Source organism: Micromonospora sp. CNZ299, from assembly GCF_002754415.1.
The window spans coordinates 339,600-365,429 of the sequence record NZ_PEFG01000001.1 but is presented as its reverse complement, the minus strand read 5'-3'; the positions used below and the strand labels follow the sequence as shown (position 1 = coordinate 365,429).

Here is a 25,830-nt window from a genome sequence, read left to right as displayed (position 1 = left end):
GGAAAGCCCGCGCCTCGTTTGAGAGCGCGGTCGGCCTAGATCCACTCGCCTTCCTGAAAACCGCGCTATCGATGCCCTGCGGACACCGCGACTTCCATGAACCCGGTTCGATCATGCCCACGCGCGCCGTGCGAGACGGCCGTTCGGCGTGCTGGGGCCTGCGGGGTGGTCGGGCGTGCGGGGTCGCTGTTCGGCGCGGCGCGGCCGTGCGGGTGAGCGGGTGGTCGGGGCGGCCAGGATGGGCGCTAGGGTCGGGGGGTGGCACGACGGGTGGTAGTGGCGTTGCTCGGACCGGTTTCCTGGTCGCCCCCGGGCGTCGACCGGGCCGAATGGCGAGCGGCGCTCGCGGAAGACGTCATCGACCTGCTCGCCACGCTCAACGAGGTGGAGATCGCCGTCGCGGTCACCCCGGCCGACCGATCCCTCGCCGACGCGTTGGTCTGGCCCGGCACCGCGGTCTACGAGGTCGCCGAGCCGACGCCGAATGCCGTGTTCGCCGCGCTGGAGGGCTACGACCAGGCGGCGGTGCTGGTCGGGGACGTGCCTGACCTGCCCGCACTGACTGTCGGCAAGCTGCTGCGCCCGCTCACCACCCGACCCGTCGCGGTGGCTCCGGTCGACGGCGGCGGTCCGGGCCTGCTCGGGGTGGCTGTGCGGCTGCCCGTGCCGGGTTGGCTACCCCCGCTGAACCTGGACACGGCAACGCCGACGGACGTTCGTTCCGGTGCCCCTCGACCGGGGGACGTGGCGGTCACCGCCGGCTGGCGGCGACTGCGCGGCCCGGCCGACCTGGCCACGCTGGACCCGGCCTTCGAGGGTTGGGAGGCGACCCGCGCCCTGCTCTCCGGCTCGGGCCGCCCCGCCTGACCGGCACGCTTCCCGACCGGGGGCCGTCACCTGCTGCCCATCCAGGGCCACCTGCACGCTGGGCGCCCGCCGTCGAGCAGCGCGGGCACCCGGCTTCAAGCATCACGGCCCAGGTTTCAGGACTTGGTGTCGTTCTCGCCGTCGGTCTCGTCGGGCTGGCCCGGGGACTTCTCCTCCACCCCACCGGGAGCGGTGAAGTCGAAGCTGTCCAGCTCGCTGAGGTCCATGTCGTTCATCGCGAAGGCGACCGGGTCGGCGAAGTCGTCGTCCGACGGGAGCAGGTCCGGGTGGCCCCACACGGCGTCGCGGCCCTCGATGCCACGGTGCTGGGTGAGCGCCGCCCAGAGTGCCGCGGCCTCGCGAAGGCGCCGTGGGCGCAGCTCCAGGCCGACGAGTGCGGCGAAGGTCTGCTCGGCGGGGCCACCGGCGGCACGGCGACGGCGGAACGCCTCACCGAGCCGGACGACGTTGGGCAGCCGGTCGCTGGCGGCGCTGTCCACGACGTGGCAGACCCAGCCCTCGACCAGGGCGAGTGCGGTCTCCAGCCGGGCCAGGGATGCCTTCTGCGCCGGAGTGTCCTCCGGTGTGAAGATGCCCTCCAGGGCGATCGCCTGCATCGACTCCGGGTCGGTCGGGTCGACCCGGCCCATCGCCTCCTCGATCGCCTCCCGGTTGACCCGGATGCCCGAGGCGTACATCTCGACCGCGCTGAGCACGTGACCGCGCAGCCACGGGACGTGCTGGAACAGCCGCTGGTGGGCGGCCTCACGCAGTGCCACGTAGAGGCGGACCTCGTCCTCGGGAAGCTCCAGGCCCTCGCCGTACGCCCGGATGTTGGCCGGGATCAGCGCGGCCGTGCCGGCCGGGCCGAGCGGCAGCCCGATGTCGCCGGCGGAGAGCACCTCCGCGGCGAGCGAACCGAGGGCCTGGCCCAGCTGACCGCCGAAGAGCGCGCCGCCGAGGGAGGCCACCATCGACTGCATCGGGCCGAGTTGGGCGCGGGCCTCCGGTGGCACCAGGTCGCCCATCGCGCCGACCATGCGGCTGGCCACCGGGTCGCAGAGCTTGCGCCACACGTCCAGCGTCTTGAAGATCCACTCATTGCGGTTCCAGGCGACCGGGGACTGGATGCCGGACGGCCACGCCGAGGCCGGCTCCAACCACAGGTCGGCCAGGCGCAGCGCCTCCTCGACGGCGTTGCGCTCATACGGTGACACCGCCGGGTCGCCGGCGGCCGCGAGCTGGCTGGCTGCTACCTGCCGGGCCAGGTCCCAGTTGACCGGCCCGCTGCCCGGCGCGGAGAGCAGGTGCTGCAACTGCGACATGAACTGCTGCATCTGCGCGGGATCGTTGGGGTCTGGTGGTTGACCACCCGGGAGCGCGAAACCGAACGGAATATCAGGCACGACGTCTACGGTACGCGGGCCGCGCCCCAGGTCGCCGCCGCTGGCGTTGCGCTGAGGGCGAAGTCGCGTGCGCATCCGGCAGGAGCCGTCCGGTCGGTCGGTACGCTCTGCGGCATGAGACGTCGTGGCCTGACGGTCCTGCTCGGTGCCCTGTTCACCGCCCTGCTGAGCATCGGGGTGCTCCGGGTTCCGATCCCGTACGTGGTGCTGGGCCCGGGCCCGACGGTCAACACCCTGGGTACGGCCGACGGCAAGGAGGTCATCCAGGTCACCGGGCGGGAGACCTCGACCTCCGCCGGTCAGTTGCGGTTGACCACGGTGGGTGTGCAGCCCACGGTGCGGTTGCGCGGGGCGATCGCGGGCTGGTTCTCCGACGACGAGGCGGTGGTGCCACGCGAGCTGGTCTACCCGCCGGGGGAGTCGACGGAGCAGGTCGAGCAGCGCAACGCCGAGGACTTCAAGGCGTCCCAGACCAGCGCGGAGACCTCCGCGCTGCGGGAGTTGGGCTTTCCGGTGCAGGTGGTGATCAAGACGGTGTCCGGTGACGGGCCGGCCGCCGGCGAGTTGAAGGCCGGCGACGTGATCACCTCCGTCGACGGTCAGCCGGTGCCGGTGGCCGCGAAGGTCACCGAACTGGTCCGGGCCAAGCCGGCCGGGACGGCGTTGACCATCGGCTACACCCGGGACGGCGTGCCCGCCACGGTGAAGGTGACCAGCCAGGAGCAGGACGGTCGGCCGCGGATCGGCGTCGAGATCGACCAGCAGCAGCCGCACCCGTTCACCCTCGGCATCGACCTGGAGGACATCGGTGGGCCGAGCGCCGGTCTGATGTTCGCCCTGGGGATCGTGGACAAGCTGACCCCGGCCGATCTCACCGGCGGTCAGATCATCGCCGGCACCGGCACCATCGACGACGAGGGCAACGTCGGCCCGATCGGCGGGATCGCCCAGAAGCTGGTCGGCGCCAAGCGCGCCGGGGCCAAGGTGTTCCTCGTGCCGGCGGACAACTGCGCCGAGGCGGTCCGCAATCCGCAGCCGGGTCTGCCCCTGCTGCGGGTGGGTTCGTTGGACGAGGCGATGACCGCTCTGGAGGCGTTGCGCGCGGGTGGTCAGCCGACGCGTTGCTGACCGGTGTGACCGTGCCCCGACACGCTCAGGAACACCCCGTACTCTGGGTGCCTGGTCGGAGCCGATCACATCGAGCGTGCGGAGCCAACAGTGGTAATGCGTAGCAGCAGCCCCCTTCCGAGGATGAGCCGGCGCGGGCGCGTCACCATCGCTGTCCTGGTTGGGGTGTTCGTGCTCTTCACCCTGCTCGGGTGGGGTGTCCAGGCGTGGACCGACTGGCTCTGGTTCGACGAGGTGCGCTACACCGAGGTCTTCACCGGTGTCCTGCTCACCCGGCTGGTGCTCTTCCTGGCCGTCGGTCTCGGCATGGCGGTGATCGTCGGTGGCAACCTGTGGCTGGCCTACCGGTTGCGTCCGCGGCTGCGTCCGCACTCGGTGGAGCAGGCGACGCTGGAGCGCTACCGGATGGTGCTCAGCCCGCGGTTGGGCACCTGGATCGCGTTGACCGCCGCTGTGGTCGGGCTCTTCGCCGGCCTCTCCGCGCAGAACCGGTGGAACCAGTGGCTGCTCTTCCGCAACGGCGGTGACTTCGGGATCAAGGACCCGGAGTTCGGGGTGGACATCGGCTTCTACGTCTTCCAGCTGCCGTTCTGGCGTTACCTGCTCGGCGTCGCCTTCACCGCTGTGGTGCTGGCGGTGATCGGCGCGCTGGCGGTGCACTACCTCTTCGGCGGGGTCCGCCTGCAGGGCGTCGGTGACCGGATGAGCAACGCCGCCCGCGCGCACCTGAGCAGCCTGGTCGCGGTTTTCGTGCTGTTGAAGGCCGTCGCGTACGTGCTGGACCGGCGGGCGATGCTGCTGGAGTACAACGAGGGCGCCAAGTTGTACGGCGCCGGCTACGCCGACGTCAACGCGCTGCTGCCGGCGAAGGAGATCCTGGCCTACATCTCGATCGTGGTGGCGATCGCGATCATCGTGTTCTCCAACGCCTGGATGCGGAACCTGGTCTGGCCGGGGATCTCGCTGGCGCTGCTCGGCGTGTCCGCGGTGGCCATCGGCGGCATCTACCCCTGGGCCGTGCAGACCTTCGAGGTCAAGCCGAGCGCCAAGGACAAGGAAGCGCCGTACATCCAGCGCAGCATCGACGCGACACGAGCGGCGTTCGGGTTGGCGGCCACCGAGACGACACCGTACGCGGCGAACAACCTCACCCCACCGGCGAACCTGGCAACCGACACCTCGGTGGTGTCGAACGTGCGTCTGCTCGACCCGCAGCTGGTCAGCGAGACGTACACCCAGCTCCAGCAGGTGCGTGGTTTCTACGACTTCGGCCCCAAGCTGGACATCGACCGGTACGGGGTGAACGGGAACGTCTCCGACTACGTGGTCGGCGTCCGGGAGATCAACTACGGTGAGCTGACCGACCAGCAGAACACCTGGATCAACCGGCACACCGTCTACACCCACGGGTACGGGCTGGTGGCCGCCCCGGCGAACCAGGTGGTCTGCGGCGGGCAGCCGTTCTTCGTCTCCGGCTTCCTGGGCGAGAAGACCCAGGAGGCGTGCTCCTCGCAGACCGAGCAGATCACGGCCAAGCAGCCGCGGATCTACTACGGCGAGCGGATGGCGGCCGACGACTACGCGATCGTCGGGCAGTCCGACCCGAACAAAAAGGCCGAGTTCGACCGGCCGGTCGGTGAGGGTGGCGGCGAGTCCTACACCTACACCGGTGAGGGCGGCGTGGAGATCGGCTCCTTCGCCCGGCGGCTGCTGTACGCCATCAAGGAGCAGGAGTCGAACTTCCTGCTGTCCGAGGCGGTCAACAAGGACTCCAAGCTGCTCTACGTGCGTAACCCGCGCGACCGGGTGGAGAAGGTCGCGCCGTTCCTCACGCTGGACGGCGACCCGTACCCGGCGGTTGTCGACGGCCGGGTGCAGTGGATCGTCGACGGCTACACCACGGCGGCCACCTACCCGTACGCCGAGAAGGTCAACCTCCAGACCGAGACCACCGACGAGTTGACCAACCGGGGCACCTTCCAGCTGGCCCGGGAGGACGTCAACTACATGCGCAACTCGGTGAAGGCCACCGTCGACGCGTATGACGGCACCGTGAAGCTCTACGAGTACGACGACACCGACCCGGTGCTCAAGGCGTGGAACAAGGCGTTCGGTGGTGACCTGGTGCTGCCGAAGGCGGATATCCCGGTCGAGCTGACCGAGCACCTGCGCTACCCGGCGGACATGTTCAAGGTGCAGCGCAACCTGCTCACCAAGTTCCACGTGACCAACCCGGGTGACTTCTACTCGGCTCAGGACTTCTGGCAGGTGCCCAACGTGCCGGACGCCCCGGACAGCGGCCAGAAGCAGCCTCCGTACTACCTGTTCACGCAGTTCCCGGGGCAGGAGAGCCCGCGGTTCCAGCTCACCTCGGCGGTTACCCCGAACGGCCGGCAGAACCTCGCCGCGCTGATCTCCGGGTCGTACGTCGAGGGGAAGCCCCGCCTGGAGGTGCTGGAGTTGCCGGACCAGACCCGGATCTCGGGCCCGGTGCAGGTGCACCAGCAGATGACCAACAACGCGAACATCCGTCAGCAGCTCAACCTTCTCTCCAGCAACCAGGCTCAGGTGCAGTACGGCAACCTGCTGTCGTTGCCCTTCGCCGACGGCATGCTCTACGTCGAGCCGGTCTACGTGAAGAGCAACCAGCAGGACGCGTACCCGCTGTTGCAGAAGGTGCTGCTCTCCTACGGTGACGGTGGCTCCTTCGTGGCGCTGGCCGACAACATCAACGACGGCATCAAGCAGCTGGTCGAGCAGGGGAAGAAGGCCGGGCAGGGCACGTCGCCGCCGCCGACCACCGGGGGCAACCCCACGACCCCGACGCCGACGCCGACGCCCAGCGGGACCGCCACGCCGGCGCCGACGCCGAGCGCCAGCATCCCGCCGCCGACCGGTGACCTGGCCGTCGCCGCGGGCCGGGTGCAGACCGCGATCACCGAGGTCCGGGCCGCGCAGACGTCCGGTGACTTCGAGCGGTACGGGCGTGCGCTGAAGGCCCTGGACGAGGCGCTCACCGCGTTCCAGCAGGCGCAGCAGGCCGCCGGCACTGCCAGTGGTGGCGCGTCGCCGAGCCCCGGCGGCTGATCCACCACAGCGGGGAGCACGTCTCGGAGCCCTCGTCGTCGGACCGCACCGGTCCGGACGGCGGGGGCTCCGCCGTGTCCGGTGGTGTGCCCGTGTGTCACCTCACCGACAGGTTCGGTCGGGCCGCAACCTGCGGCACCGGTTCGCCGTCCTCATTTGCAACGGGGTGGGATGAGGGGGAGCAGTCGTGAGGGACGCGCAGAGCTTCGATGACTTCTACCGCGGCACGGCGCGGCGGATGGTGCGGTACGGCTATGCGGTCACCGGCGACCACAACGAGGCACAGGACCTGGTGCAGGAGGCGTACGCCCGGGCCTGGCGGCAGTGGGGGAGGTTGTCGGCGCATCCGGCGCCGGAGGCGTGGCTGCGGCTGGTGGTGTCCCGCCTGGCGACCGACCGCTGGCGGCGGCTGGGCGGCCTGCGTGGCGCGCTGCGGCTGGCCGGGCCTCCACCGCCGGTCCCTCCGCCCAACGAGGACAGCGTGCTGCTGGTCCAGGCCCTGCGTCAGGTGCCGACAACCCACCGGCGGGTGTTGGCGCTGCACTACCTGTTCGACATGCCCGTCGAGGAGATCGCCCGAGAGGTCGACGTGCCGGTTGGCACTGTGAAGTCGTGGCTTTCCCGCGGCCGGGCCCGACTCGCCGCGTTGCTGCCCGATCTGGCCGTCGTGGAACTGGAGGCCACCGATGTCGCGTGAACTGTCTGAGCTGTACCGGTCCCTCGCCGCCGACGCCGACGCTCGCGATCTGGGCGTCCCCGAGGTGCTGCGGCAGGAGGCGGACCGTCGGGCCAGGCTGCGTGTCGGCGGGAGCACCCTTGCCGTGGCCCTGGTGGTGGTGGGCGTGGCTGTCGGGACCCAGGTGGTCGCTCCGCAGTCGGCGACCGTACCGTCGCCGGCCGGCACGCCCACGCCGCCGGCGCCGCCATCCGCGTCGCCGTCGCCGAGCGTGACCGGCGGTTCGGCATCACCGCCCGTCTCGCCGACCCCGCCCGGACGCTCCCCGGGTACGACGGCGACGTCTCCCGGTGTCACAGGTGCGGCGCAGCCCAGGACGCCGACCGGCATCCCGGATGGGGCGTTCTTCCGGCTCGCGGCGGCCAACCAGATCGGCATCGCGCCGGAGTTTCGGGACGTTGAGGTGCTGCCGGACCTGTGCGGCGCCCGCTACTCGAGTGAGGGGGCGATCGTGCAGCGTCGGACCCGGAACGTGGTCTACAAGCTGCCGCAGAATCCCGGTGCGGGGCACGTCCCGGACGGCACGTACACGCACTCCATCACCATCTACCGGGCCGGGCGCGCCGACGACCTGCTGGACGAGCTGCGGCGGGCGGTGCGCGACTGCCCGCAGCAGGAACGGCCAGGTGACAGCGCGCCGGTGCTGAGCAGGCAGCGGCTGCTCACCGACACCCGCTATGGCGACGAGTCGGTGCTGTTCGAGATGCGCCGCCCGGAACTGGACGTCAACGGCGACCCGACCGGCGTGGAGGACGTACGGCTGATCCGGGCGATCCGGGTCGGCGACGTGGTGACCATCCTCTGGGAGCAGGGCTGGGAGAACACCTCCAGCCAACGGGCGCAGGTCGACGCGGACAGCGCCCGGGCGGTCGCCGCCGTGAAGGTCTGGCTCGGCTGACCGCGGCGGCCGGGTCGCGATCCGGCGGATTCGGATGTCGTTTTGCGGGGGCCGGGGGTGGTGCGCTACGGTTAGCGAGCCGACGCGGGGTGGAGCAGCTCGGTAGCTCGCTGGGCTCATAACCCAGAGGTCGCAGGTTCAAATCCTGTCCCCGCTACGACAGAAAGCCCGTCTCCGGTTCGCCGGAGGCGGGCTTTCGACATTCTGCGGTGTCGGCCGCAGCGGTTGGTGACCCCCGCTGATCATCGCCGGGACGCATGGGTTAGTCTTAACCAGTCGACGCGGGGTGGAGCAGCTCGGTAGCTCGCTGGGCTCATAACCCAGAGGTCGCAGGTTCAAATCCTGTCCCCGCTACAAATGAAATGACATGAGTCCGGCCCCCACATTGTGGGGGCCGGACTTGTTTGGCGCCTCAGCGGGGAGGAGCGACTCCCGGAGGGCCGGCACCTCGCAGGCACCGGCCCCTCGCGGGTCCTACCTCAGGCCGGAAAGATCTCAGTTCCGTGATTCGGCGTGGACCGACGTGCCGGTGTTGCGTCCTTCGGCGAGGATGGGCGTATGTCTTCATTCGGTAAGTGGTGGGGCCGACTCAGCGCGGTCCTCGGTGGGGCCGTTCTGGCGGTCTTCGTGCCCGTCGCGGCCTGGGCGTCCACGGGCACCGGCGAGCTGGTGGTGGAAGCCGCCCGGCGTCGGGGTCGCAGCGGCTTCGGGATCCTTCCGCTGCTCTGCTGCCTGGTGGTGGTCGCGATCGTCGTGTTCCTCGTGCTGCGTCTGATGCGCAACCGTCGCGGCGGCCCGCCGCGCTGACCCGGCAGCCGGTCAGGTCGGTCCACGGCGGCGGGCCGTGGGCCGACCTCCGGTCGTCACGCCGCCAGGGCGGCGTTGGCCTGCGCGATGAAACGTGAGGCGGCCGCCCGGGTGCCGGTCCGCTTGACGCGGATGCTCTCCGCAGTGGCGACCAGCAGGGTCCGCACCTTCGCGTGCCCCTTCGGGGGTGGCGCCGGGGCCGGCCCGAGCTGGTCGGCGATGGCCGCGCCGAACGCGGCGGCCCGCTGCTGGGCCGGATCGGTGATGCTGCCCTCGGCGTAGCGGCGGACGGCGAGACTGGCGTTCAGGCCGCGTTCGTGGCCGAGGACGGTGCCGGCCTCGCCATTCGTGGTCAGGAAATTGATCACGTCGGTGACGGTGTCCGGGTGGCGGGTGCCCCGGAACGCGGCCCAGAACATCGAGGCGCGCGCCCACTGCGCACCGGTCGGCCCCGGCAAGCCGACCATGCCCAGCTCGGCCCCGGTGAGCCGCTGCAACTCGGGCAGTTGGTGGGACCACGCGAACGACGCGGCGGTCAACCCGGTCACCACCAGTTGCCGGGACGGCTCGCCGCTGTCGGCCTGCTCGACCAGCGCCGCACCCGGCGTGGCCCGCGCCCTGCGGGCCCGCTGCCACAGCTCGAACCAGGTGATCAGCTGTTCCACGCCGAAACCGAGCTGCTTACCCCGGTAGAGCTCGCCGCCCTGTGACCGCAACCAGAGCCAGAGTGCCCGGTAGTCACCGGAGGGGTCCATGGTGCCGGCCACCTGGCCGTCGCTGGCCTCGGTGACCTCTTCCGCCCAGGAGATGTACTCGGCCCAGCTCATCCCGGCGCGCGGTTCCGGCACCTGCAGCTCCCGCAACAACTCCCGGTTGAAGACCACACCCGCGTGGGTCTGCCCGCCGGCCACCGCCATCGTCCGCCCCTCCACCGTGCCGTAGCGGATCAGCCCCTCCGGAAGGCCCCGCAGATCCAGACTGTGGTCGGCGACCCGGTCGGTGAGGTCGAGGATGATCTGGCGTTGGGCGTACTCGGTCAGCATGGCGTCGTCGATCTGGACCAGGTCCGGTACGTTGCCGCCGGCCGCCTGGGTGGCCAGGCGCTCGTAGTAGCCGTCGGCGCCCTGCCAGGTGACCCGGAAGGTGACCTGGGGGTTGCGCTCCGAGTAGAGCCGCAGGACCTTCTCGGTGAGCGCCGCCCGCCTGGGACCGCCCCACCAGAAGACCGACAGCTCGACCGGCCCGTCCTGGGTCGAGGTGGCGGCGTCGTCGCTGCACCCGGCCAGCCCGCCGGAGGCGAGCAGAGGTGCGCCGAGCACCGCGGTCAGCAGTCGGCGCCGGCCCGGGTCGGCGCCGAGGCGGTCGAACGGGGGTCGAACAACGGGCACGGGGGTCTCCTGGACCTGCGAGGGCGGCGGTCGGACCATTCACGCAGGCAGCGCACGAAGGTGTCAACGTCCGTCCGGTCACCCCCGGCGTGGGTGGTCGAATCAGGCCTTCCGATGTCGCATGGTGTACTAGGGCGCGTGGAACTTCTGCACTCGGGCAAGGTTCGGGACGTCTACGCCGACGGTGATGACCTGATCCTGGTCGCCTCGGACCGCATCTCGATCTACGACGTGGCGCTGCCGACGCCGATCCCGGACAAGGGTCGCCTACTCACCGCGCTCTCGCTCTGGTGGTTCGAGCAGCTCGCCGACCTGGTGCCGAACCACGTCATCTCGGCAACCGACGTGCCCGCCGAGTTCGCCGGGCGGGCGATCCGCTGCCAGCGGCTGGACATGGTCCCGGTCGAGTGCGTGGCCCGGGGTTACCTCACCGGCGGCGGCCTGCGGGAGTACGAGCAGACCGGCGCGGTGTCCGGCATAACCCTGCCCCGAGGGCTCGGCGAGGCGTCGATCCTGCCCGAGCCGATCTTCACACCGTCGAGCAAGGCGCCGATGGGTGAGCACGATGAGCCGATCACGTACGACGACGTGGTGGACAAGGTGGGCGAGGCCACCGCCGAGCGGCTGCGGCAGATCACCATCGACGTCTACCGGCGCGGTGCCGAGCTGGCCGCCGACCGGGGCATCCTGATCGCCGACACCAAGCTCGAGCTGGGTTGGGCACCGGACGGCACCCTGGTCCTCGCCGACGAACTGCTCACCTCCGACTCGTCGCGGTTCTGGCCCGCCGAGTCGTACCAGCCGGGCCGTGTGCAGTTCTCCTACGACAAGCAGTACGTGCGGGACTGGGCCACCGGCAGCGGCTGGAACAAGCAGGCCCCCGCGCCGGACGTGCCCGACGAGGTCGTCGAGGCGACCCGCGCCCGGTACGTCGAGGTGTACGAGAAGCTCACCGGCAACCGCTGGGAGTGACAGCCGCGTCGGCGGTCACTCCACCCAGTCGAGGGTGCGCTGCACGGCCTTGCGCCAGTTGTGCAGCTCCCGGTCGCGCAGCTCCGGGGCCATGGTGGACTCCCACTGGGCATCGGAGCGCCACTTCGCCCGCAGGGTGGCCAGATCCGGCCAGAAGCCGACCGCCAGGCCGGCCGCGTACGCGGCACCCAGACAGGTGGTCTCGGTGATCCGGGACCGAACCACCGGCACGTCGAGCACATCGGCGAGGAACTGCATGAGCAGACCGTTGGCGGTCATCCCGCCGTCCACCCGGAGCCGGCGCAGTGCCACGTCGGAGTCGGCATCCATCGCGTCGACCACCTCGCGGGTCTGCCAGGCCGACGCCTCCAGCGCGGCCCGCGCCAGGTGCCCCTTGGTGATGTAACCGGTCAGACCGGCGATCACCCCACGGGCGTCGGTGCGCCAGTGCGGGGCGAACAGCCCGGAGAACGCGGGCACCACGTAGCAGCCGCCGTTGTCGTCCACGGTGCGGGCCAAATCCTCCACCTCCGCGGCCGTGGAGATCAGCCCGAGGTTGTCGCGCAGCCACTGCACCAACGAGCCGGTGACCGCGATCGCGCCCTCCAGGGCGTACGCCGGCGGTTGCCCCTTGATCTGGTAGGCGACCGTGGTGAGCAGGCCGTGCGTCGACGGGACCGGGGTGGCGCCGGTGTTGAGCAGCAGGAAGCTCCCGGTGCCGTAGGTGCACTTCGCCTCGCCCGGCTGGAAGCAGGTCTGCCCGAACAGGGCGGCCTGCTGGTCGCCGAGAGCGCTGGCCACCGGCACCCCGGCGAGCACGCCGGTGGCGGTGCCGTACACCTCGGCGGAGCAGCGGATCTCCGGCAGCATCGCCGCCGGGACGCCCATCGCGTCCAGCAGGTCCGGAGCCCAGTCGAGGGTGGTGAGGTCCATGAGCATGGTCCGGCTGGCGTTGGTCACGTCGGTGACGTGCTCTCCGGTCAGCTTCCAGATCAGCCAGCTGTCCATGGTGCCGAAGAGCACCTCGCCGCGCTCCGCGCGCTCGCGCAGGCCGTCGACCTCGTCCAGCAGCCAGCGCAGCTTCGGGCCGGCGAAGTAGGTGGCCAGCGGCAGGCCGGTGCGGGCCCGGAACCGCTCCTCGCCGTACGCCGAGGCCAGCTCGCGCAGCAGCGGCCCGGTCCGGGTGTCCTGCCAGACGATGGCGTTGGCCACCGGGCGACCGGTGGCCCGGTCCCAGACGAGGGTGGTCTCCCGCTGGTTGGTGATGCCGACGGCGGCCAGGCCGGCCGGGTCGGTGCCGGCGGCCCGCAGCGCCTCGGAGACCACCTGCTGGACGTTGTCCCAGATCTCCTCGGCGTCGTGTTCCACCCAGCCTGGTTGGGGGAAGATCTGCCGGTGTTCGCGCTGGGCAACGGCGACGATGTCCCCGGCGGAGTCGAAGACGAGGCACCGCGAGGAGGTGGTGCCCTGGTCGATGGCGGCGACGTACTGGGGGGTCACCGCAGCACCGTACCCGGACCGGCGTTCGGTGCGACAGGCGTCACGGCCGGTTGCGGCCCGCCGCCGAAGGCCGCCGCCCGGGTCGCCTACGATGTGCGAACGTGCGCGACATCGCCGTTTTCAGTGGAACTGCCCATCCCGACCTGGCCGCCGAGATCTGTGCCCACCTCGGGGTGCCGCTGCACCCGGTGCGGGTCTCCCGATTCGCGAACGACTGTCTGGAAGTGCAGTTGCAGGCCAACTGCCGGGAGCGGGACGTCTTCCTGATCCAGCCGCTGGTGCCGCCCGTGCAGGAGAATCTGGTCGAGCTGCTGCTGATGATCGACGCGGCGCGGGGCGCCTCGGCCGGCCGGATCACGGTGGTGCTGCCGCACTACGCGTACGCCCGCTCCGACAAGAAGGACGCCCCGCGGATCTCGATCGGCGCCCGGCTCGTCGCCGATCTGCTCGTGTCGGCCGGCGCGGACCGGGTGCTCGCGATGACCCTGCACTCGCCGCAGGTGCACGGCTTCTTCAGCGTCCCGGTGGATCACCTGCACGCGCTGCGGGAGCTGGCCACCCACTTCCGGCGCTACGACCTGAGCAACACCGTGGTGGTCTCACCCGACCTTGGCAACGCCAAGGAGGCGGCGGCCTTCGCCCGGTTGCTCGGCACGCCGGTCGCGGCCGGCGCGAAGCAGCGGTTCAGTGACGACCTGGTCAAGATCAGCGCGGTGATCGGCGAGGTGGCCGACCGGGACGTCATCGTGCTGGACGACGAGATCGCCAAGGGCAGCACTGTTGTCGAGTTGATGGAGCATCTGCGGGGCCTGAAGGTCCGGTCGATCCGGCTGGCCTGCACGCACGGGCTGTTCTCCGGCGACGCCCTCCAGCGGCTCAGCGACCAGGAGGGCGTCCTGGAGATCGTCTGCACCAACACGGTGCCCATCGCGGACGCCAAGCGGGTGCCGAAGTTGCAGGTCCTGTCGGTGGCGCCCGCCCTGTCCGAGGCGATGCGCCGGATCCACAACGGGGAGTCCGTCTCGGCGCTGTTCGCCTGAGCCGCAGCCGCAAGCCGTCCCCGCTGCCGCAAGCCGTTCCCGCAGCCGCTCCCCGCAGCCGCAGATTGCAGCCGCGGGGAGCGGCTGCGGAGGATCAGCGGGTGGTGCGGTCGTGGCTGACGAGGCCGGCGGTGATCCGGACGGTGGTGCCGGCGGAGCTGGAGACGACCTCCATGGCGTCGGTCAGCTCGCGGGCCAGCCAGAGGCCCCACCCGCCGGCGGTGTCCGGGGCCGGCCGACTGCGGTCGCCCAGCCGCTGCGGGCTGATCCCGTGCCCGTGGTCGGCCACCTCGCAGACCAGCAGGCTGGACTCGTTCCAGAGGCGCAACCATCCACGCCCGCCGCCGTGCCGGACCGCATTGGTGATCAACTCGTTGATCGCGAGCACGAAGTCGTCCAGCCGCTGGCCGGTGAGTCCGCAGGCATGCGCGCATGAGGTGACCGAGTGTCGAATCTCGGTCACCTGGGCCTGGTCGAAGGCCTCGGCGATCAGGAGGGCAGGTTCGATGGGCACAACCGTACGCGGTGCGTGCGGATCTGCGTTCGTCATGGGCCCGTCCCGGCGGCGGATCTCGGAGTATTTCGCGGCTTTTCCACCGTACGTCAGGGTTTCCCGAACCGCACTCGCTGCTCGCCGTGCGGTGGACGGGTTATGGCATCCTGACCGCCATGCCGTCGCCGCCGGGTGGATTCGAGGTGCCGCTGTGGCGTGCGCTGGCGGTGTTCCGGCTCGCGTCCCTGGCGTACGTCTGCGTGCTCGCGGTGCGCGACGCCGACCGGTACGACCACCCGTACGCCGTCGGCGCCCTGATCCTGGTGATGGCGGCCTGGACCGCGGCGACCGCGGTCGGGTACGCCCGGCCGGCCTGGCGGCGCTGGCCGCTGCTGCTGGCCGACCTCGGGGTGGTGCTCGCCATCGTGCTGGCCACCCCGTGGGTGGTCGGTCGGGCGGCGCTCGCCACCGGCGTACCCACCATGGGGGTCGCCTGGATGGCCGGCCCGGTGCTGGCCTGGGCCGTCTCCGGTGGTCGGCGGCGGGGCACTGTCGCCGCGCTGCTGGTCGCCGGCGCGGACCTGACCACCCGGGAGCGGATCGGCCAGTCCTCGTTCACCGGGGTCATCCTGATGCTGCTCGCCGGGGTGGTGGTCGGGCACGTGGCCCGGCTCGCGGCGAGCGCCGAGGAACGGCTGCAACGCGCTGTGGAGCTGGAGGCCGCCACCCGGGAGCGGGAGCGGCTGGCCCGGGGCATCCACGACTCGGTGCTCCAGGTGCTGGCGATGGTGCAGCGGCGGGGTGCCGACCTGCCCGGTGAGGCGGGCGAGCTGGCCCGGTTGGCCGGCGAGCAGGAGGCCGCGTTGCGGGCACTGATCGCCGGCACCAGCCCGGCGAGCGCTGCCGTGCTCCCCGACGGCACCGAGGCTGCGGCGGTGGACCTGCGGACCCTGCTCGGCCGGTACGCCTCGGCGGCGGTGGTGCTCTCCGCCCCGGCCACCCCGGTGCCGCTGCCTCGGCGGGTGGCGGGGGAGTTGGCCGCCGCGACCGGCGCGGCCCTGGACAACGTGGGGCGGCACGCCAGCGGGCGGGCCTGGGTGTTGATCGAGGATGAGGGGGCGACGGTGACCGTGTCGATCCGCGACGAGGGGCCGGGCATCCCGGAAGGCCGGTTGACCGAGGCGGCCGCGCAGGGTCGGCTCGGCGTGAGCCAGTCGATCCGGGGTCGGGTGGCCGACGTGGGCGGAACGGTTCGGATCGTGTCCGCCCCCGACGCCGGCACCGAGATCGAGCTGACAGTGCCGAGGGCACAGCGGTGACCCCGACCCGGGTGATGGTGGTCGACGACCATCCGATGTGGCGGGAGGGGGTGGCCCGCGACCTCACGGAGGCGGGCTTCCTGGTGGTGGCGACCAGCGGCGAGGGCCGGCAGGCCGTCCGGGTGGCCGCCGCCGCCCGGCCCGACGTGGTCGTCCTCGACCTGCAACTACCGGACATCTCCGGCGTCGAGGTGATCCTGGGTCTGCGTGCGGCGTTGCCCGACGTGCGGGTGCTGATGCTCAGCGCCAGCGGCGAACAGCAGAGCGTGCTGGACGCGGTCAAGGCAGGTGCCACCGGTTACCTGGTGAAGTCCACAGCGCCCGCCGAGTTCCTTGAGGCGGTCCGCCGCACCGCGGCCGGCGAGGCGGTCTTCACCCCCGGCCTGGCCGGGCTCGTCCTCGGCGAGTACCGCCGGCTGGCCGCCCGGCCGGGGCAGCCGACCGGCCCTGCCGGCAGTGCACAGTCCGCAGCGCCCCGGCTCACCGAGCGGGAGACGGAGGTGCTGCGGCAGGTGGCGAGAGGGCTGTCGTACAAGCAGATCGCGCAGCGGCTCGGGCTGTCGCACCGCACGGTGCAGAACCACGTGCAGAACACCCTGGGCAAGCTGCAACTGCACAACCGGGTCGAGCTGACCCGGTACGCCATCGAACGTGGTCTGGACGACTGACCCTCCTCAGACCGAGCGCGGCGGCTCCGTCTCGTGGATGGCCAACTCCTCGGCGGTCGCCCCGCCGCCAGCCGAACCCGCGTCGTACGCCACCGAGTCGGTCTCCTGGTCGGTGTGCGCCCCCTCGTCCGGCTCCACCAGCCGGCCGACTGTGGCGTCGGCCACGGTGCCGAGCTGACCGTGGTCGTAGAGGGAGACCGGTGAGTTCGGGTCCGAGGTGGGCCCCGGATCCATCACGTCGGCGTCCAGCTGGGCCTCCGCCGCGGCTTCCAGATTGTCCGCCTCGAAGGCGATCTTCGGGTCGATCGTCCCGGCCAGCGGGTCATCGGCCGGGCGCTCGTAGACCTCCCGGTCGAGCTTGTAGTCCAACGACTCACCGTCGAGCTGCTCCTCGGCGGTCGTCCCGAACCGGTCCACCGCCACCGGCGTACGGTCGCCGGGCAGTTGGGCCGGGTCCGGGCCGTCCGCCTCGCGCCCGGTGAGGACGTCGTCGTTGGCGGTCGAGTCGTCATCGGCGGTGTCGGGCAGGCCTTGCGCCTCGGTGTCGGACACGGGGGTCGGGTACTCGTTGTCGCGCATGTCTGATCACTACCCGCTGCCTTCCCGCCATAACCGGAGCACCGCAGGCTGTGTGGTGGCGAAACCGGCACCGGCGGCGAAACGCCCCGTCAGCCGAGGTGGGCGACCTCGTCGTCCGGGTGCAGGACGCACCAGACGACCTTGCCGTCCGGTATCGCGCTGCTGCCCCAGCGGCGGGCCACCGTGTCGATCAGCAGCAGGCCGCGGCCGCCGGCCCGGTTCGGCGGGGACAGCCCGGCGAACGTCGGCAGACGCGAGGAGTGGTCGCGGACCGCAAGGTGCAGGGTGCTGTCCTGCGGAGCGAGCCGGACGGTCATCGGGGTCCGGGCGTGCGCCACCACGTTGTTCACCATCTCGGTGATCGCGATGCAGGCCGGGTCGACCAGCATTGGCATGCCCCAGCGTTGGCAGCCGGTGGTGACCAGCTCGCGGGCCTGCCGGGCGGCTCCCACCGTCGGGGCCAGGTCGGCGGTGAGCACCGCCGCCAGCGGCGTTGAAGCGACCGCGGCCAGTGCGCCGTCGAGGGTCGGAAAGGCGGGCACGCCAGCGAGCGCGGGGTCCGGGTGGGCGGGCCCGTCGACCGCCGGGTCACACAGCAGCAGATCCGCGGCGGGCCAGTCGGCCACCTCCCGGCGAACCTCTGCGAAGACGCCCCGACCGACCTCATCGAGGACGCGCAGCCCGGTCACGTCGGCCACCACCGGGCCCGGCCGGTCCGCGAGTCTGGCGAGCAGCGCGCCGCGTACCGCCTCGGCTCCGGCGGCGTCGAGCACACCGGTCAACCGGACCACCGCCGACGACTCGTCGATCTCCACGAGACAGTTCGACATGATCGCCTCATTGTGCGCGCCGGTCACCGTTCGCGCATTCGGGCGGTCGAGGCCGGTCATCAGCGGACCGACCGGGATCGACGGTTGATCGCGGCCATGGTGCCGACAGCGGTGCCGGCCGCGGCGAGACCGAACGCGGCGGTCATCCGCACCAACTGACGCCGCCGGCCGTTCCAGCCGCCGTCCCGGCGGGCCTGGGCGTCGGCGTGGAACACGTTGCCGCTGCTGTCCACCCGAGCGCCCGGACCGAACTGGGTCCGCTGGAGGTACCAGCCGAGGGTGCGTTCCACCAACGCGGGCGCCAGCCGCCACTGCAGGCCGATCAGCCGGGCCGCGCCACCGGCGTACGCCTCCCGGCGGGGCCGGCGCAGCAGCCGGACGATGGTCTCGGCGACCACCTCCGGCGGGTAGATCGGCGGCGGTGGCAGCAACTCCCGGCCGGTGTGGTTGGCCGTGTGCCGGAAGAACGGGGTGTCGATGGTGGCCGGCAGCACGGTGCAGACCGAGATCTGACCCCGGCCGGTGACCCGCAACTCCTGCCGGACCGTGTCGGCGAGCCCTCGGATGCCGTGCTTGCTGGCGTTGTACGCCGACTGGTACGGCATGGCCACCTCGGCCAGCACCGAGGCGTTGTTGACCAGGACACCGCCACCGGCCGCCCCCAGGTGGGGCAGGGCGGCCTTGATGCCGTGCACCGCTCCGAGCAGGTTGACCTCCAGCACCCGCCGGAACTCGGCGACCGGGATCTCGTCGAACAGGCCCACCGCGCTCACCGCGGCGTTGTTCACCCAGGCGTCGATCCGACCGAACTCGGCCGCCGCCCGCTCGGCCAGTCGTTGCACCGACTCCAGATCGGTCACATCGGTCGGTACGACCAGCGCCTGGCCGCCCAACTCCCGGCAGCGCTGCGCGACCTGTCGTAGGGCCGGCTCGCTGCGGGCGGCCAGCACGACGGCGGCACCCCGGCGGGCCAGGGCGTACGCGGTCGCCGTGCCGATCCCGCTGGAAGCGCCGGTGATCACCACGGTCGAATCGTCGAGGGTGCGGGTCAGCGGCATTCCTGAGCGGTACCCCCGCCCGGGCCAGGTCATACCACTCAGAGCTTGTCGATCATCGTCGAACTTGGCTGCCTGTGCCGCTTGTGATTGCTGTGCCGCAAGTGTCAGTGGCACTCGGGGGGACTCTTCCTGATCTGCCAGGTTTCGACTCCGGGTCGCGGGGTTAATGGGACGCTCTGACCGGGAGGACCACTGCCGAGGAAAGATCGCAGGGAGGTGACCCATGCGCGTCGGCCTCGTCTGCGCGCACGCCAGTTCGTACCGCCACGCCGACGGCCCACCGGTCGGCACCCGACAGCACGTCGCGCGGGTTGCCGCCGAGTTGGCCGAACGAGGCCACGACGTACGGCTCTACGAGCGCCGGGACGATCCCGGCCTGCCGGCGACGGTCACCGTCGACGGCTACCAGGTGCACCAGGTGCCCGCTGGCCCGCCCACCCCACTGCCCACCGCCGAGCTGATCCGGTACGTGACGGAGTTCGGCCGCTGGTTGACCGACGAGTGGGCCGGCGCCTGGCGGCCCGAAGTGGTGCACGGGCACTACTGGGTCGGGGGCCTGGCCGCCGCGCACGCCGTACGCGAGACCGACATCCCGGTGGTGCAGACGTTCCACTCACTCGGCATCGAGCAGTTGCGCCACCTGGGCGGCCGCTACGACGGGCCGGGGGAGCGGATCACGCTGGAACGCGCGTTGACCCGCGCTGTGGACATCGCTGTGGCGCAGTCGAACGACGAGGTCGACGAGCTGACCCGGATGGGTCTGCAACGCAGCTCGGTGGCCCTGGTGCCCCCGGGGGTCGACATCGAGCAGTTCCACCCCGACGGCGAGGCGGCACCACGCGAGCAGCGGTCCCGCATCCTCTCGGTCGGCTCGCTCTCCGCGGGCCACGGCCAGGAGGACCTGATCCGGGCGATGCGGCTGGTCGGCAACGCCGAGCTGGTGATCGCCGGTGGGCCACCGGCGGACCAACTGGCCAACCACGCCGAGGCACGACGGCTGCGCGAGCTGGCCGAGCAGGCCGGCGTCGTCGACCAGGTGCGGCTCGTCGGGGCGGTGCCGCACGACCAGATGGCCACCTGGTACCGGTCGGCGGACGTGGTCGCCTGCACCCCGCACTACTCCTCGGCCGGGCGGGTCTCGCTGGAGGCGATGGCCTGCGGCGTGCCGGTGATCGGCTACGCGATGGGTGGTCTGGCCGACGCCGTCGTCGACGAGGTCACCGGCAAGCTCGTCCCCCCCGGCGACGTGCGGGCACTCGCGGTCTCGATACGTCGGCTGCTCGCCGACAACGCCGGTCGGTTCGCGTACGGGCACGCCGCGGTGGACCGGGTCCGCAGCAGCTACACCTGGGAGCGGACCGCCGGTGCGCTGGAGCGCCTCTACGAGCGGGTGGTGAGCCGCCGCAAGCCGGTCGAGGCCTGAGCGGCAGGTCGGGCGACCCGGTCGGTCAGCCGGGACGGGTCGCCGCGACCATGGCCCGGTCACGACGGCGCGTCGCCGGGCGCTGCTGCTGCGGCTGCGCGTACCGGGTCAGCCCGATCACCGAGGCCAGGGTGACCAGGAAACCGACCGCCGCCAGCCACTCCCGGCCCGGCCAGATCTTGTCGTTGAGCAGCAGCAGGCCGACGATCGCGGCCGGCACCGCACCGGCGGCGTCCATCGCGGCGACCGCGGCGGTCGTCGAGCCGCGCTGCATGGCCAGGCCGAGCAGCAGCTGACCGACGATCGAGTGGGCGATCAGCAGGTAGAACAGCGGGTGGGCGAGGAACGCCTCGGCGGACGACGCGGATGCCAGTGGCCGGGCCGCGACCGCGGCCGAGCTGAACGCCAACCCGGCCAGCGAGCCGAGGGCCACCGAACCTTGCGCCCCGTGCAGCCGGACGGCGAAGACCCCGAGCACCGCGATGACACCGAGCGCCACCAGCAGGGCGATCGAGCCGGCGGTGCCGAGCTGCTTCGACGGCGCCGGGCGCGCGGACAGCACCAGGGCGGTGATCCCGGCGAAGAGCAGCGCCAGCAGCACCACCTCCGCCGCCGGTAGTCGCCACTTCAGCACCAGCACACCGAGGATGGCTGTCACCCCGAGCCCGGCCGCGACGCTGGCCTGCACGAGGAACAGCGGAAGGTCCCGTCGGGCCAGGAAGGCGAACACGAAACCGCCGATCTGGCAGCCCAGGCCGATCAGGTACGTCCGGTGCCCGGCGAGGCGCAGCAGCAGGCCCGGATCGAAGGTGTGGTGAACCGTGGTGCGGGCCGCCGCCACCGACTGGAGAAGGTTGGCGAAGCCGTACGCGACGATCATCGTCGCGAGAAAACACCAGCCGGAGGAGACCACCTGGCGAGGATAGAGGTTGCCGGGGGTCAGCGCTCGGCTGGGCGATCGAGCCTGGTGAGGATGTCGCGGTGCAGCACACCGTTGGTGGCCACCACACTGCTGTCGGTGCCTGGCGCGCCGGCCGGGGCCGGTCGACCGAACAGATCCGTGACCGTGCCACCCGCCTCGGTGATGATCGGGACCAGCGCCGCCACGTCCCACAGGGACAGTTCCGGCTCGACCATCACGTCCAGTGCGCCCTCGGCCAGCAGCATGTAGCCGTAGAAGTCGCCGTACGCCCGACTGCGCCAGGTGGCCCGCATCAGATCCAGCATCGCGTCGAGCCGACCGGCGCGCTCCCAGCCGTCGAGTGACGAGTAGCAGAAGCTGGCGTCCGCGATGTCCCGGACCGCGGAAACCCCGATCCGCTCGCCTGCGGCCGGGCCGTGACCGGCGTACGCGCCCGCGCCCGCGCTGGCCCACCAGCGCCGCCCCAGCGCCGGGGCGGACACCACGCCGACCGCTGGCCGGTCGCCGTCGTAGAGCGCGATCAGGGTGGCCCAGACCGGCACGCCCCGGACGAAGTTCTTGGTGCCGTCGATCGGGTCGATGATCCACCGGCGGCCGTCCGGGTCGGTGGACGGCCCTGCGCCGTACTCCTCACCGAGCAGCCCGTCCGCCGGCCGGTGCTCGGCCAGCAGGCCACGGATCTCCCGCTCCACGGCGGTGTCCGCGTCGGAGACGGGGGTGAGGTCGGGCTTCGCCTCGACCCGCAGGTCGAGCGCGCGGAACCGGGCTGTGGAGATGGCGTCGGCCCGGTCGGCGAGCAGGTGGGCGAGGGCGAGGTCGTCGGCGTACCCGGTCATCCCGGCAACCTAGCCGACGCCCGCCGACTCACTCGTCGGGGCCGCGCCGGTCACCCTCGCCGGGCCCGCGCTGGTCGCTCTCGCCGCGCGAGTCACCCTCGCCGGCGCGGGAGGCGAGCAACCGGCGGTACGACGCCAACCGGCGCGGGTCGGCCTTGCCGGCGGCCACCCAGGCGTCCAGCCCACAGGCGGCCTCGTCGGTCGTGTGCTGACAGTTGGGCGGGCAGTCGACGGTGCCCTCGACCAGATCCGGGAAGCCGTGCAGCAGGCTGTCGGCCGAGACGTGGGCCAGACCGAAGCTGCGGATGCCGGGGGTGTCGATGATCCAGCCGGGGTCGGTGTCGACGCCGGGCACCGGTGGCAGCCGCAGCGCCACCGCGCTGGTGGAGGTGTGCCGCCCCCGGCCGATCGCGCTGACCACACCGACCGCGCGCAGCGCGTCCGGGACGAGGCGATTGACCAGCGTCGACTTGCCCACCCCGGAGTGCCCGACCAGCACCGACACCTTGCCGCTCAGCAGCGCGCGCAGCGCGGACAGGTCGGAGTCGGGGCGGTTGAGCACGTACGGCAGCTCCAGCTCGGTGTAGTAGCCCAGCACCTCCTCCGGCCCGGCCAGGTCGGCCTTGGTGAGGCAGAGCAGCGGCTCAACGTCCGCGTCGTACGCGGCCACCAGGCAGCGGTCGATGAACCCGGTGCGCGGCGGTGGGTCGGCCAGCGCGCTGACAATCACCAACTGGTCGGCGTTGGCCACCACGACCCGTTCCAGTCGACCCTCGGCGGTGGTCTCGTCGTCGTCGGCGGTGCGGCGCAGCACCGAGCGTCGCTCGGCGATCCGGACGATGCGGGCCAGGGCGCCCTCCGCGCCGGACGTGTCCCCGACCAGGCTGACCCGGTCACCGACCACCACCGACTTGCGGCCCAGCTCGCGGGCCCGCATCGCGGTGACCGTGGGCAGCTCGGCCCCGACCACGCCGCGCTCGGCTCCGGACAGCACACAGGTGTAGCGCCCGCGGTCGACGGCGATGACGAAGCCGTCCACGGCGTCGGAGTGCTGGGGTCGGGTGCGCGTACGCGGGCGCGACGACTTTCCGGGCCGTACCCGTACGTCGTCCTCGTCGTACTCGCGCCGTTTGGTCGCCAGGACCTGTCCTCTTCTCGCGTCAGCTCTTGCCGGTCACCATCGCTGACCATAGTGCCGGGAACTCGGGCATGGTCTTGGAGGTACACCCCACGTCGTCGACCTCGATGCCGGGCACGGCGAGACCGGTCACCGCTGCGGCGTGCGCCATCCGGTGGTCGTGGTAGGTGCGGAACACCCCGCCGCGCAGTGGCCGGGGCCGGATTTCCAGCCCGTCCGGCGACTCGGTGACGTCCGCCCCGAGTGCGGTGAACTCGCGCGCGAGCGCGGTCAGCCGGTCGGTCTCGTGGCCACGGATGTGCCCGACGCCGGTGAACACCGACGGCGAGTCGGCCAGCATGGCGAGCGCGGTCAGCGCCGGGGTCAGCTCGCTGACGTCGGAGAGGTCGGCGGTCAGGCCGTGCACCACGCCGGTGCCCCGGACGGTCAGCCCGCTGGTGGAGAGGGTGACCTCGCCGCCCATCCGCTGGAGCAGCGAGCGGAGCTGCTCGACCGGCTGCGAGCTGCTGCGCGGCCAGCCCTGCAGGGTCACCTCGCCGCCGGTGACCAGGGCCGCGGCGAAGAACGGCACCGCTCCGGAGAGGTCTGGCTCGATCTCCCAGCCGCGCCCGGTGAGGGGGCCGGGCTCGACGGTCCAGACGTCGGGCGTGCTGTCGTCGACGGCCGCGCCGGCTGCCCGCAGCATCTGCACCGTCATCCGGAGATGCGGCGCGGACGGCACCGGCGGGCCGACGTGGCGCACCACGACGCCCCGGTCGAAGCGCGGGGCGGCCAGCAGCAACCCGGAGACGAGCTGGCTGGAGGCGGACGCGTCGATCACCACGTCACCGCCGGTGACCCGGCCGGTGCCGAGCACTGTCAGCGGCAGGCTGCCCGAGCCGGTGACGTCGATGCGGACACCCAGCGACCGCAGTGCCTCGATCAGCGGACCGAGCGGTCGGGTGCGGACGTAGGGGTCGCCGTCGAAGGTGACCTGCCCGTCGGCCAGCCCGGCCACCGGCGGCACGAACCGCATCACGGTGCCGGCCAGGCCCACGTCCACGTGCGCGGGGCCGACCAGCGGGTGCGGTCGGACCAGCCACTGCTCGTCGTCGCTGATCGACACGTGCGCGCCCATCGCGCGCAGGCCGGCGGCCATCAACTCGGTGTCGCGGGCGCGGAGCGGCCCGGCCAGCGTCGACGGGCCGGCGGCCAGTGCGCTGAGCACCAGGGCGCGTGCGGTCATCGACTTGGAACCGGGCAGGCGCAGCGTCGCCGCCACCGGGTCGGACGCGGTCGGTGCGGTCCACGGCTGCGGCGGCCGGGTCGCTGTCAGGTTCCCCACGGTTACATTCTGCCGTGCCGGCTGGTGGACGGTGTGGCCCGGCGGGTCGTACTCCCGGTTGGCGGGACAGCCGACGGGGCCTCCGACGCGTTAGCGTGTGGCCCATGTGCGGCAGGTACGCGACGACCCGGAGCTCCGGCGAGCTCAGCGCGCTGTTCGAGTCGTCCGACGACACCGAGGGCGTGGTCCGTCCGGACCACAACGTCGCGCCGACCGACCGGGTGCCCCTGGTTCGGATGAGCCCGGAGGGGCATCGCAGTCTCTGTGTTGGTCGCTGGGGTCTGTTGCCGCACTGGTCCCGTTCCGCCGCCGGGGCCGCCCGCATGATCAACGCGCGGGCGGAGACGGTGGCCACCAGCCGGGCGTACGCCGGGTCGTTCGCCCGCCGCCGCTGCCTGGTCCCGGCCGATGGCTGGTACGAGTGGGTCCGTCAGCCCGACGGCCGGCGGCAGGCCTACTACATGACCCCCACCGACGGCTCGGTTCTCGCCCTGGCCGGCATCTGGTCGGTCTGGGAGTCCGGTGCCGACTCCCGGCTCACCTTCAGCGTGCTGACCACCGCGGCGCTCGGCGATCTGGCCGAGGTGCACGACCGGATGCCGGTGCTGTTGCCGCCCGAGCGTTGGTCGTCGTGGCTGGCGCCGACCGACGAGCCGGAGCGGTTGCTTGTTCCGGCGTCGGCGGAGCGGCTGGCGGGGTTGGAGATCCGACCGGTGGGGGCGGCGGTGGGCGACGTTCGCAACGACGGGCCACAGCTGATCGCCCGCGTGTCGGTGCCGCCGACGGTGACACCGCAGGAGCTGACCCTGTTCTGACGCCGCCGCGCATTGTCAGGCACCGATTTGACAGGGTTGCGCGCGATTCGTCTCCTGGCTGTTCAGTCATGTTCCCGGCAGACCCTTGTCCCGATGTTGCGAAGTGCGATAGAACACAGCGCCGGTAGTGGCTGTCGATTCGCACGGGGCGGACGACGTCCACCGTTTTTGCCGGTCCCACGGGGGAGGTGGGTGGATTGACACGAGCGCGTATGCCCCGCCCGCACGAGGTGGCTGCGGCGCGGCGAGATCCGCGACTGCTGCGAGCGGTGCGGGAACGGCAACAGGACGATGCATGGCGCACCAGAGGCACCTGTCAGAGCGTCGATCCGGAGACATTCTTTCCGGCACCGAACGAGCCGGCGGACGCCGCTGTCGCGCTGTGCCGCGGCTGCGACGTGCAGGGGTCCTGTCTGGCCTGGGCCCTCGACGTCGGTGACTGCCACGGTGTGTGGGGTGCGACCACGCCCCGCGAGCGGCGGGCGATGCTGGTCGCCTGGCGTGGCGAGGTCGAGCCGGACCCGGACGCCGTCGACGATCCCGGCCCGCCGGTACGCGACCGGCTGCTCACCCTGGTTCCGCTGAGCTGACCAACG

The 25,830-nt window shown here is 71.9% G+C and carries 24 protein-coding genes and 2 tRNA genes; 15 read left to right on the top strand and 11 right to left on the bottom strand.

Going from position 1 to position 25,830, the window contains the following annotated elements; all coding sequences use genetic code 11:
• The first annotated feature begins 258 nt into the window (after positions 1–258).
• Positions 259–867, top strand: coding sequence for a hypothetical protein (locus CLT68_RS01735; RefSeq protein WP_099848408.1), 609 nt, complete (start codon positions 259–261; stop codon positions 865–867).
• A 116-nt stretch (positions 868–983) separates the two neighbouring features.
• Here CLT68_RS01735 and CLT68_RS01730 read toward each other — a convergent pair whose 3' ends face one another.
• Complete coding sequence (locus CLT68_RS01730; RefSeq protein ID WP_199176966.1) at positions 984–2,273, bottom strand: zinc-dependent metalloprotease; 1,290 nt, start codon at positions 2,271–2,273, stop codon at positions 984–986.
• A 114-nt stretch (positions 2,274–2,387) separates the two neighbouring features.
• Between CLT68_RS01730 and CLT68_RS01725 the strand changes: the two genes are divergently transcribed.
• From CLT68_RS01725 to CLT68_RS01695, 7 genes are all read left to right on the top strand, one after another.
• Positions 2,388–3,401 carry a YlbL family protein gene (locus CLT68_RS01725; protein WP_199176965.1) on the top strand — a complete coding sequence of 338 codons (1,014 nt, stop codon included), beginning with the start codon at positions 2,388–2,390 and terminating at the stop codon, positions 3,399–3,401.
• A 96-nt stretch (positions 3,402–3,497) separates the two neighbouring features.
• Complete coding sequence (locus CLT68_RS01720) at positions 3,498–6,488, top strand: UPF0182 family protein (RefSeq protein ID WP_099848404.1); 2,991 nt, start codon at positions 3,498–3,500, stop codon at positions 6,486–6,488.
• 187 nt (positions 6,489–6,675) lie between these two features.
• Positions 6,676–7,185, top strand: a complete 510-nt coding sequence (locus CLT68_RS01715; RefSeq protein WP_099848402.1) for a SigE family RNA polymerase sigma factor — start codon at positions 6,676–6,678, stop codon at positions 7,183–7,185.
• Positions 7,175–8,122 carry a hypothetical protein gene (locus CLT68_RS01710; protein ID WP_099848399.1) on the top strand — a complete coding sequence of 316 codons (948 nt, stop codon included), beginning with the start codon at positions 7,175–7,177 and terminating at the stop codon, positions 8,120–8,122. Before CLT68_RS01715 ends, CLT68_RS01710 begins: the two co-directional genes overlap by 11 nt.
• An 83-nt stretch (positions 8,123–8,205) precedes the next feature.
• Positions 8,206–8,279, top strand: a tRNA-Met gene (locus CLT68_RS01705).
• Positions 8,280–8,402: 123 nt separating this feature from the next.
• A tRNA-Met gene (locus tag CLT68_RS01700) sits at positions 8,403–8,476 on the top strand.
• Positions 8,477–8,680: 204 nt separating this feature from the next.
• The gene (locus CLT68_RS01695; protein WP_088950039.1) at positions 8,681–8,929 is read left to right on the top strand and encodes a hypothetical protein; all 249 of its coding nucleotides are present in this window, start codon (positions 8,681–8,683) and stop codon (positions 8,927–8,929) included.
• 56 nt (positions 8,930–8,985) lie between these two features.
• Here the strand turns inward: CLT68_RS01695 and CLT68_RS01690 are convergent, their stop codons facing one another.
• Positions 8,986–10,317 (bottom strand): ABC transporter substrate-binding protein, encoded by a 1,332-nt coding sequence (locus CLT68_RS01690; protein WP_486482053.1) that lies wholly within the window; start codon positions 10,315–10,317, stop codon positions 8,986–8,988.
• A 138-nt stretch (positions 10,318–10,455) separates the two neighbouring features.
• On the opposite strand from CLT68_RS01690, the gene CLT68_RS01685 reads away from it, so the two are divergent.
• Complete coding sequence (locus CLT68_RS01685; RefSeq protein ID WP_099848396.1) at positions 10,456–11,289, top strand: phosphoribosylaminoimidazolesuccinocarboxamide synthase; 834 nt, start codon at positions 10,456–10,458, stop codon at positions 11,287–11,289.
• A 15-nt stretch (positions 11,290–11,304) separates the two neighbouring features.
• Here the strand turns inward: CLT68_RS01685 and glpK are convergent, their stop codons facing one another.
• Positions 11,305–12,789: a glycerol kinase GlpK gene (gene glpK / locus CLT68_RS01680; protein WP_099848393.1), complete on the bottom strand. Its 1,485-nt coding sequence runs from the start codon at positions 12,787–12,789 to the stop codon at positions 11,305–11,307.
• Positions 12,790–12,890: 101 nt separating this feature from the next.
• Between glpK and CLT68_RS01675 the strand changes: the two genes are divergently transcribed.
• Positions 12,891–13,829 carry a ribose-phosphate diphosphokinase gene (locus CLT68_RS01675; protein ID WP_099848391.1) on the top strand — a complete coding sequence of 313 codons (939 nt, stop codon included), beginning with the start codon at positions 12,891–12,893 and terminating at the stop codon, positions 13,827–13,829.
• A 94-nt stretch (positions 13,830–13,923) separates the two neighbouring features.
• On the opposite strand, the gene CLT68_RS01670 is transcribed toward CLT68_RS01675, so the two are convergent.
• Entirely contained in the window at positions 13,924–14,379 is a 456-nt protein-coding gene (locus CLT68_RS01670) for an ATP-binding protein (RefSeq protein WP_099848389.1), read from the bottom strand.
• A 119-nt stretch (positions 14,380–14,498) separates the two neighbouring features.
• Here CLT68_RS01670 and macS point away from each other — a divergent pair, with 119 nt between their 5' ends.
• On the top strand, positions 14,499–15,641 hold the full coding sequence (gene macS, locus CLT68_RS01665) for a MacS family sensor histidine kinase (protein WP_099848387.1): 1,143 nt from the start codon (positions 14,499–14,501) through the stop codon (positions 15,639–15,641).
• A gap of 14 nt (positions 15,642–15,655) precedes the next feature.
• The gene (locus tag CLT68_RS01660) at positions 15,656–16,309 is read left to right on the top strand and encodes a response regulator transcription factor (protein ID WP_099856684.1); all 654 of its coding nucleotides are present in this window, start codon (positions 15,656–15,658) and stop codon (positions 16,307–16,309) included.
• A gap of 6 nt (positions 16,310–16,315) precedes the next feature.
• On the opposite strand, the gene CLT68_RS01655 is transcribed toward CLT68_RS01660, so the two are convergent.
• The 3 genes from CLT68_RS01655 to CLT68_RS01645 form a co-directional block, all read right to left on the bottom strand.
• Positions 16,316–16,888, bottom strand: coding sequence for a DUF5709 domain-containing protein (locus tag CLT68_RS01655; protein ID WP_099848385.1), 573 nt, complete (start codon positions 16,886–16,888; stop codon positions 16,316–16,318).
• An 89-nt stretch (positions 16,889–16,977) separates the two neighbouring features.
• Positions 16,978–17,718 (bottom strand): ATP-binding protein, encoded by a 741-nt coding sequence (locus CLT68_RS01650; protein ID WP_486482052.1) that lies wholly within the window; start codon positions 17,716–17,718, stop codon positions 16,978–16,980.
• A 59-nt stretch (positions 17,719–17,777) separates the two neighbouring features.
• Positions 17,778–18,776 carry an SDR family oxidoreductase gene (locus CLT68_RS01645; RefSeq protein WP_099848380.1) on the bottom strand — a complete coding sequence of 333 codons (999 nt, stop codon included), beginning with the start codon at positions 18,774–18,776 and terminating at the stop codon, positions 17,778–17,780.
• A gap of 223 nt (positions 18,777–18,999) precedes the next feature.
• Here CLT68_RS01645 and CLT68_RS01640 point away from each other — a divergent pair, with 223 nt between their 5' ends.
• Entirely contained in the window at positions 19,000–20,199 is a 1,200-nt protein-coding gene (locus CLT68_RS01640; RefSeq protein ID WP_099848378.1) for a glycosyltransferase, read from the top strand.
• Between the two features lie 25 nt (positions 20,200–20,224).
• On the opposite strand, the gene CLT68_RS01635 is transcribed toward CLT68_RS01640, so the two are convergent.
• The 4 genes from CLT68_RS01635 to aroA all read right to left on the bottom strand — a co-directional run bounded on the left by CLT68_RS01635 (position 20,225) and on the right by aroA (position 24,419).
• Positions 20,225–21,079 carry a hypothetical protein gene (locus CLT68_RS01635; RefSeq protein ID WP_374223678.1) on the bottom strand — a complete coding sequence of 285 codons (855 nt, stop codon included), beginning with the start codon at positions 21,077–21,079 and terminating at the stop codon, positions 20,225–20,227.
• Between the two features lie 59 nt (positions 21,080–21,138).
• A complete protein-coding gene (gene hisN / locus CLT68_RS01630) occupies positions 21,139–21,957 on the bottom strand; it encodes a histidinol-phosphatase (protein ID WP_099848376.1) in 819 nt (272 codons plus the stop codon).
• Positions 21,958–21,985: 28 nt separating this feature from the next.
• Entirely contained in the window at positions 21,986–22,996 is a 1,011-nt protein-coding gene (gene rsgA, locus CLT68_RS01625; RefSeq protein WP_099848374.1) for a ribosome small subunit-dependent GTPase A, read from the bottom strand.
• A 121-nt stretch (positions 22,997–23,117) separates the two neighbouring features.
• A complete protein-coding gene (gene aroA / locus CLT68_RS01620) occupies positions 23,118–24,419 on the bottom strand; it encodes a 3-phosphoshikimate 1-carboxyvinyltransferase (protein WP_099848372.1) in 1,302 nt (433 codons plus the stop codon).
• 104 nt (positions 24,420–24,523) lie between these two features.
• Here aroA and CLT68_RS01615 point away from each other — a divergent pair, with 104 nt between their 5' ends.
• Complete coding sequence (locus CLT68_RS01615) at positions 24,524–25,234, top strand: SOS response-associated peptidase (protein ID WP_099848370.1); 711 nt, start codon at positions 24,524–24,526, stop codon at positions 25,232–25,234.
• A gap of 197 nt (positions 25,235–25,431) precedes the next feature.
• On the top strand, positions 25,432–25,824 hold the full coding sequence (locus CLT68_RS01610; RefSeq protein WP_088951995.1) for a WhiB family transcriptional regulator: 393 nt from the start codon (positions 25,432–25,434) through the stop codon (positions 25,822–25,824).
• Positions 25,825–25,830: the final 6 nt, after the last annotated feature.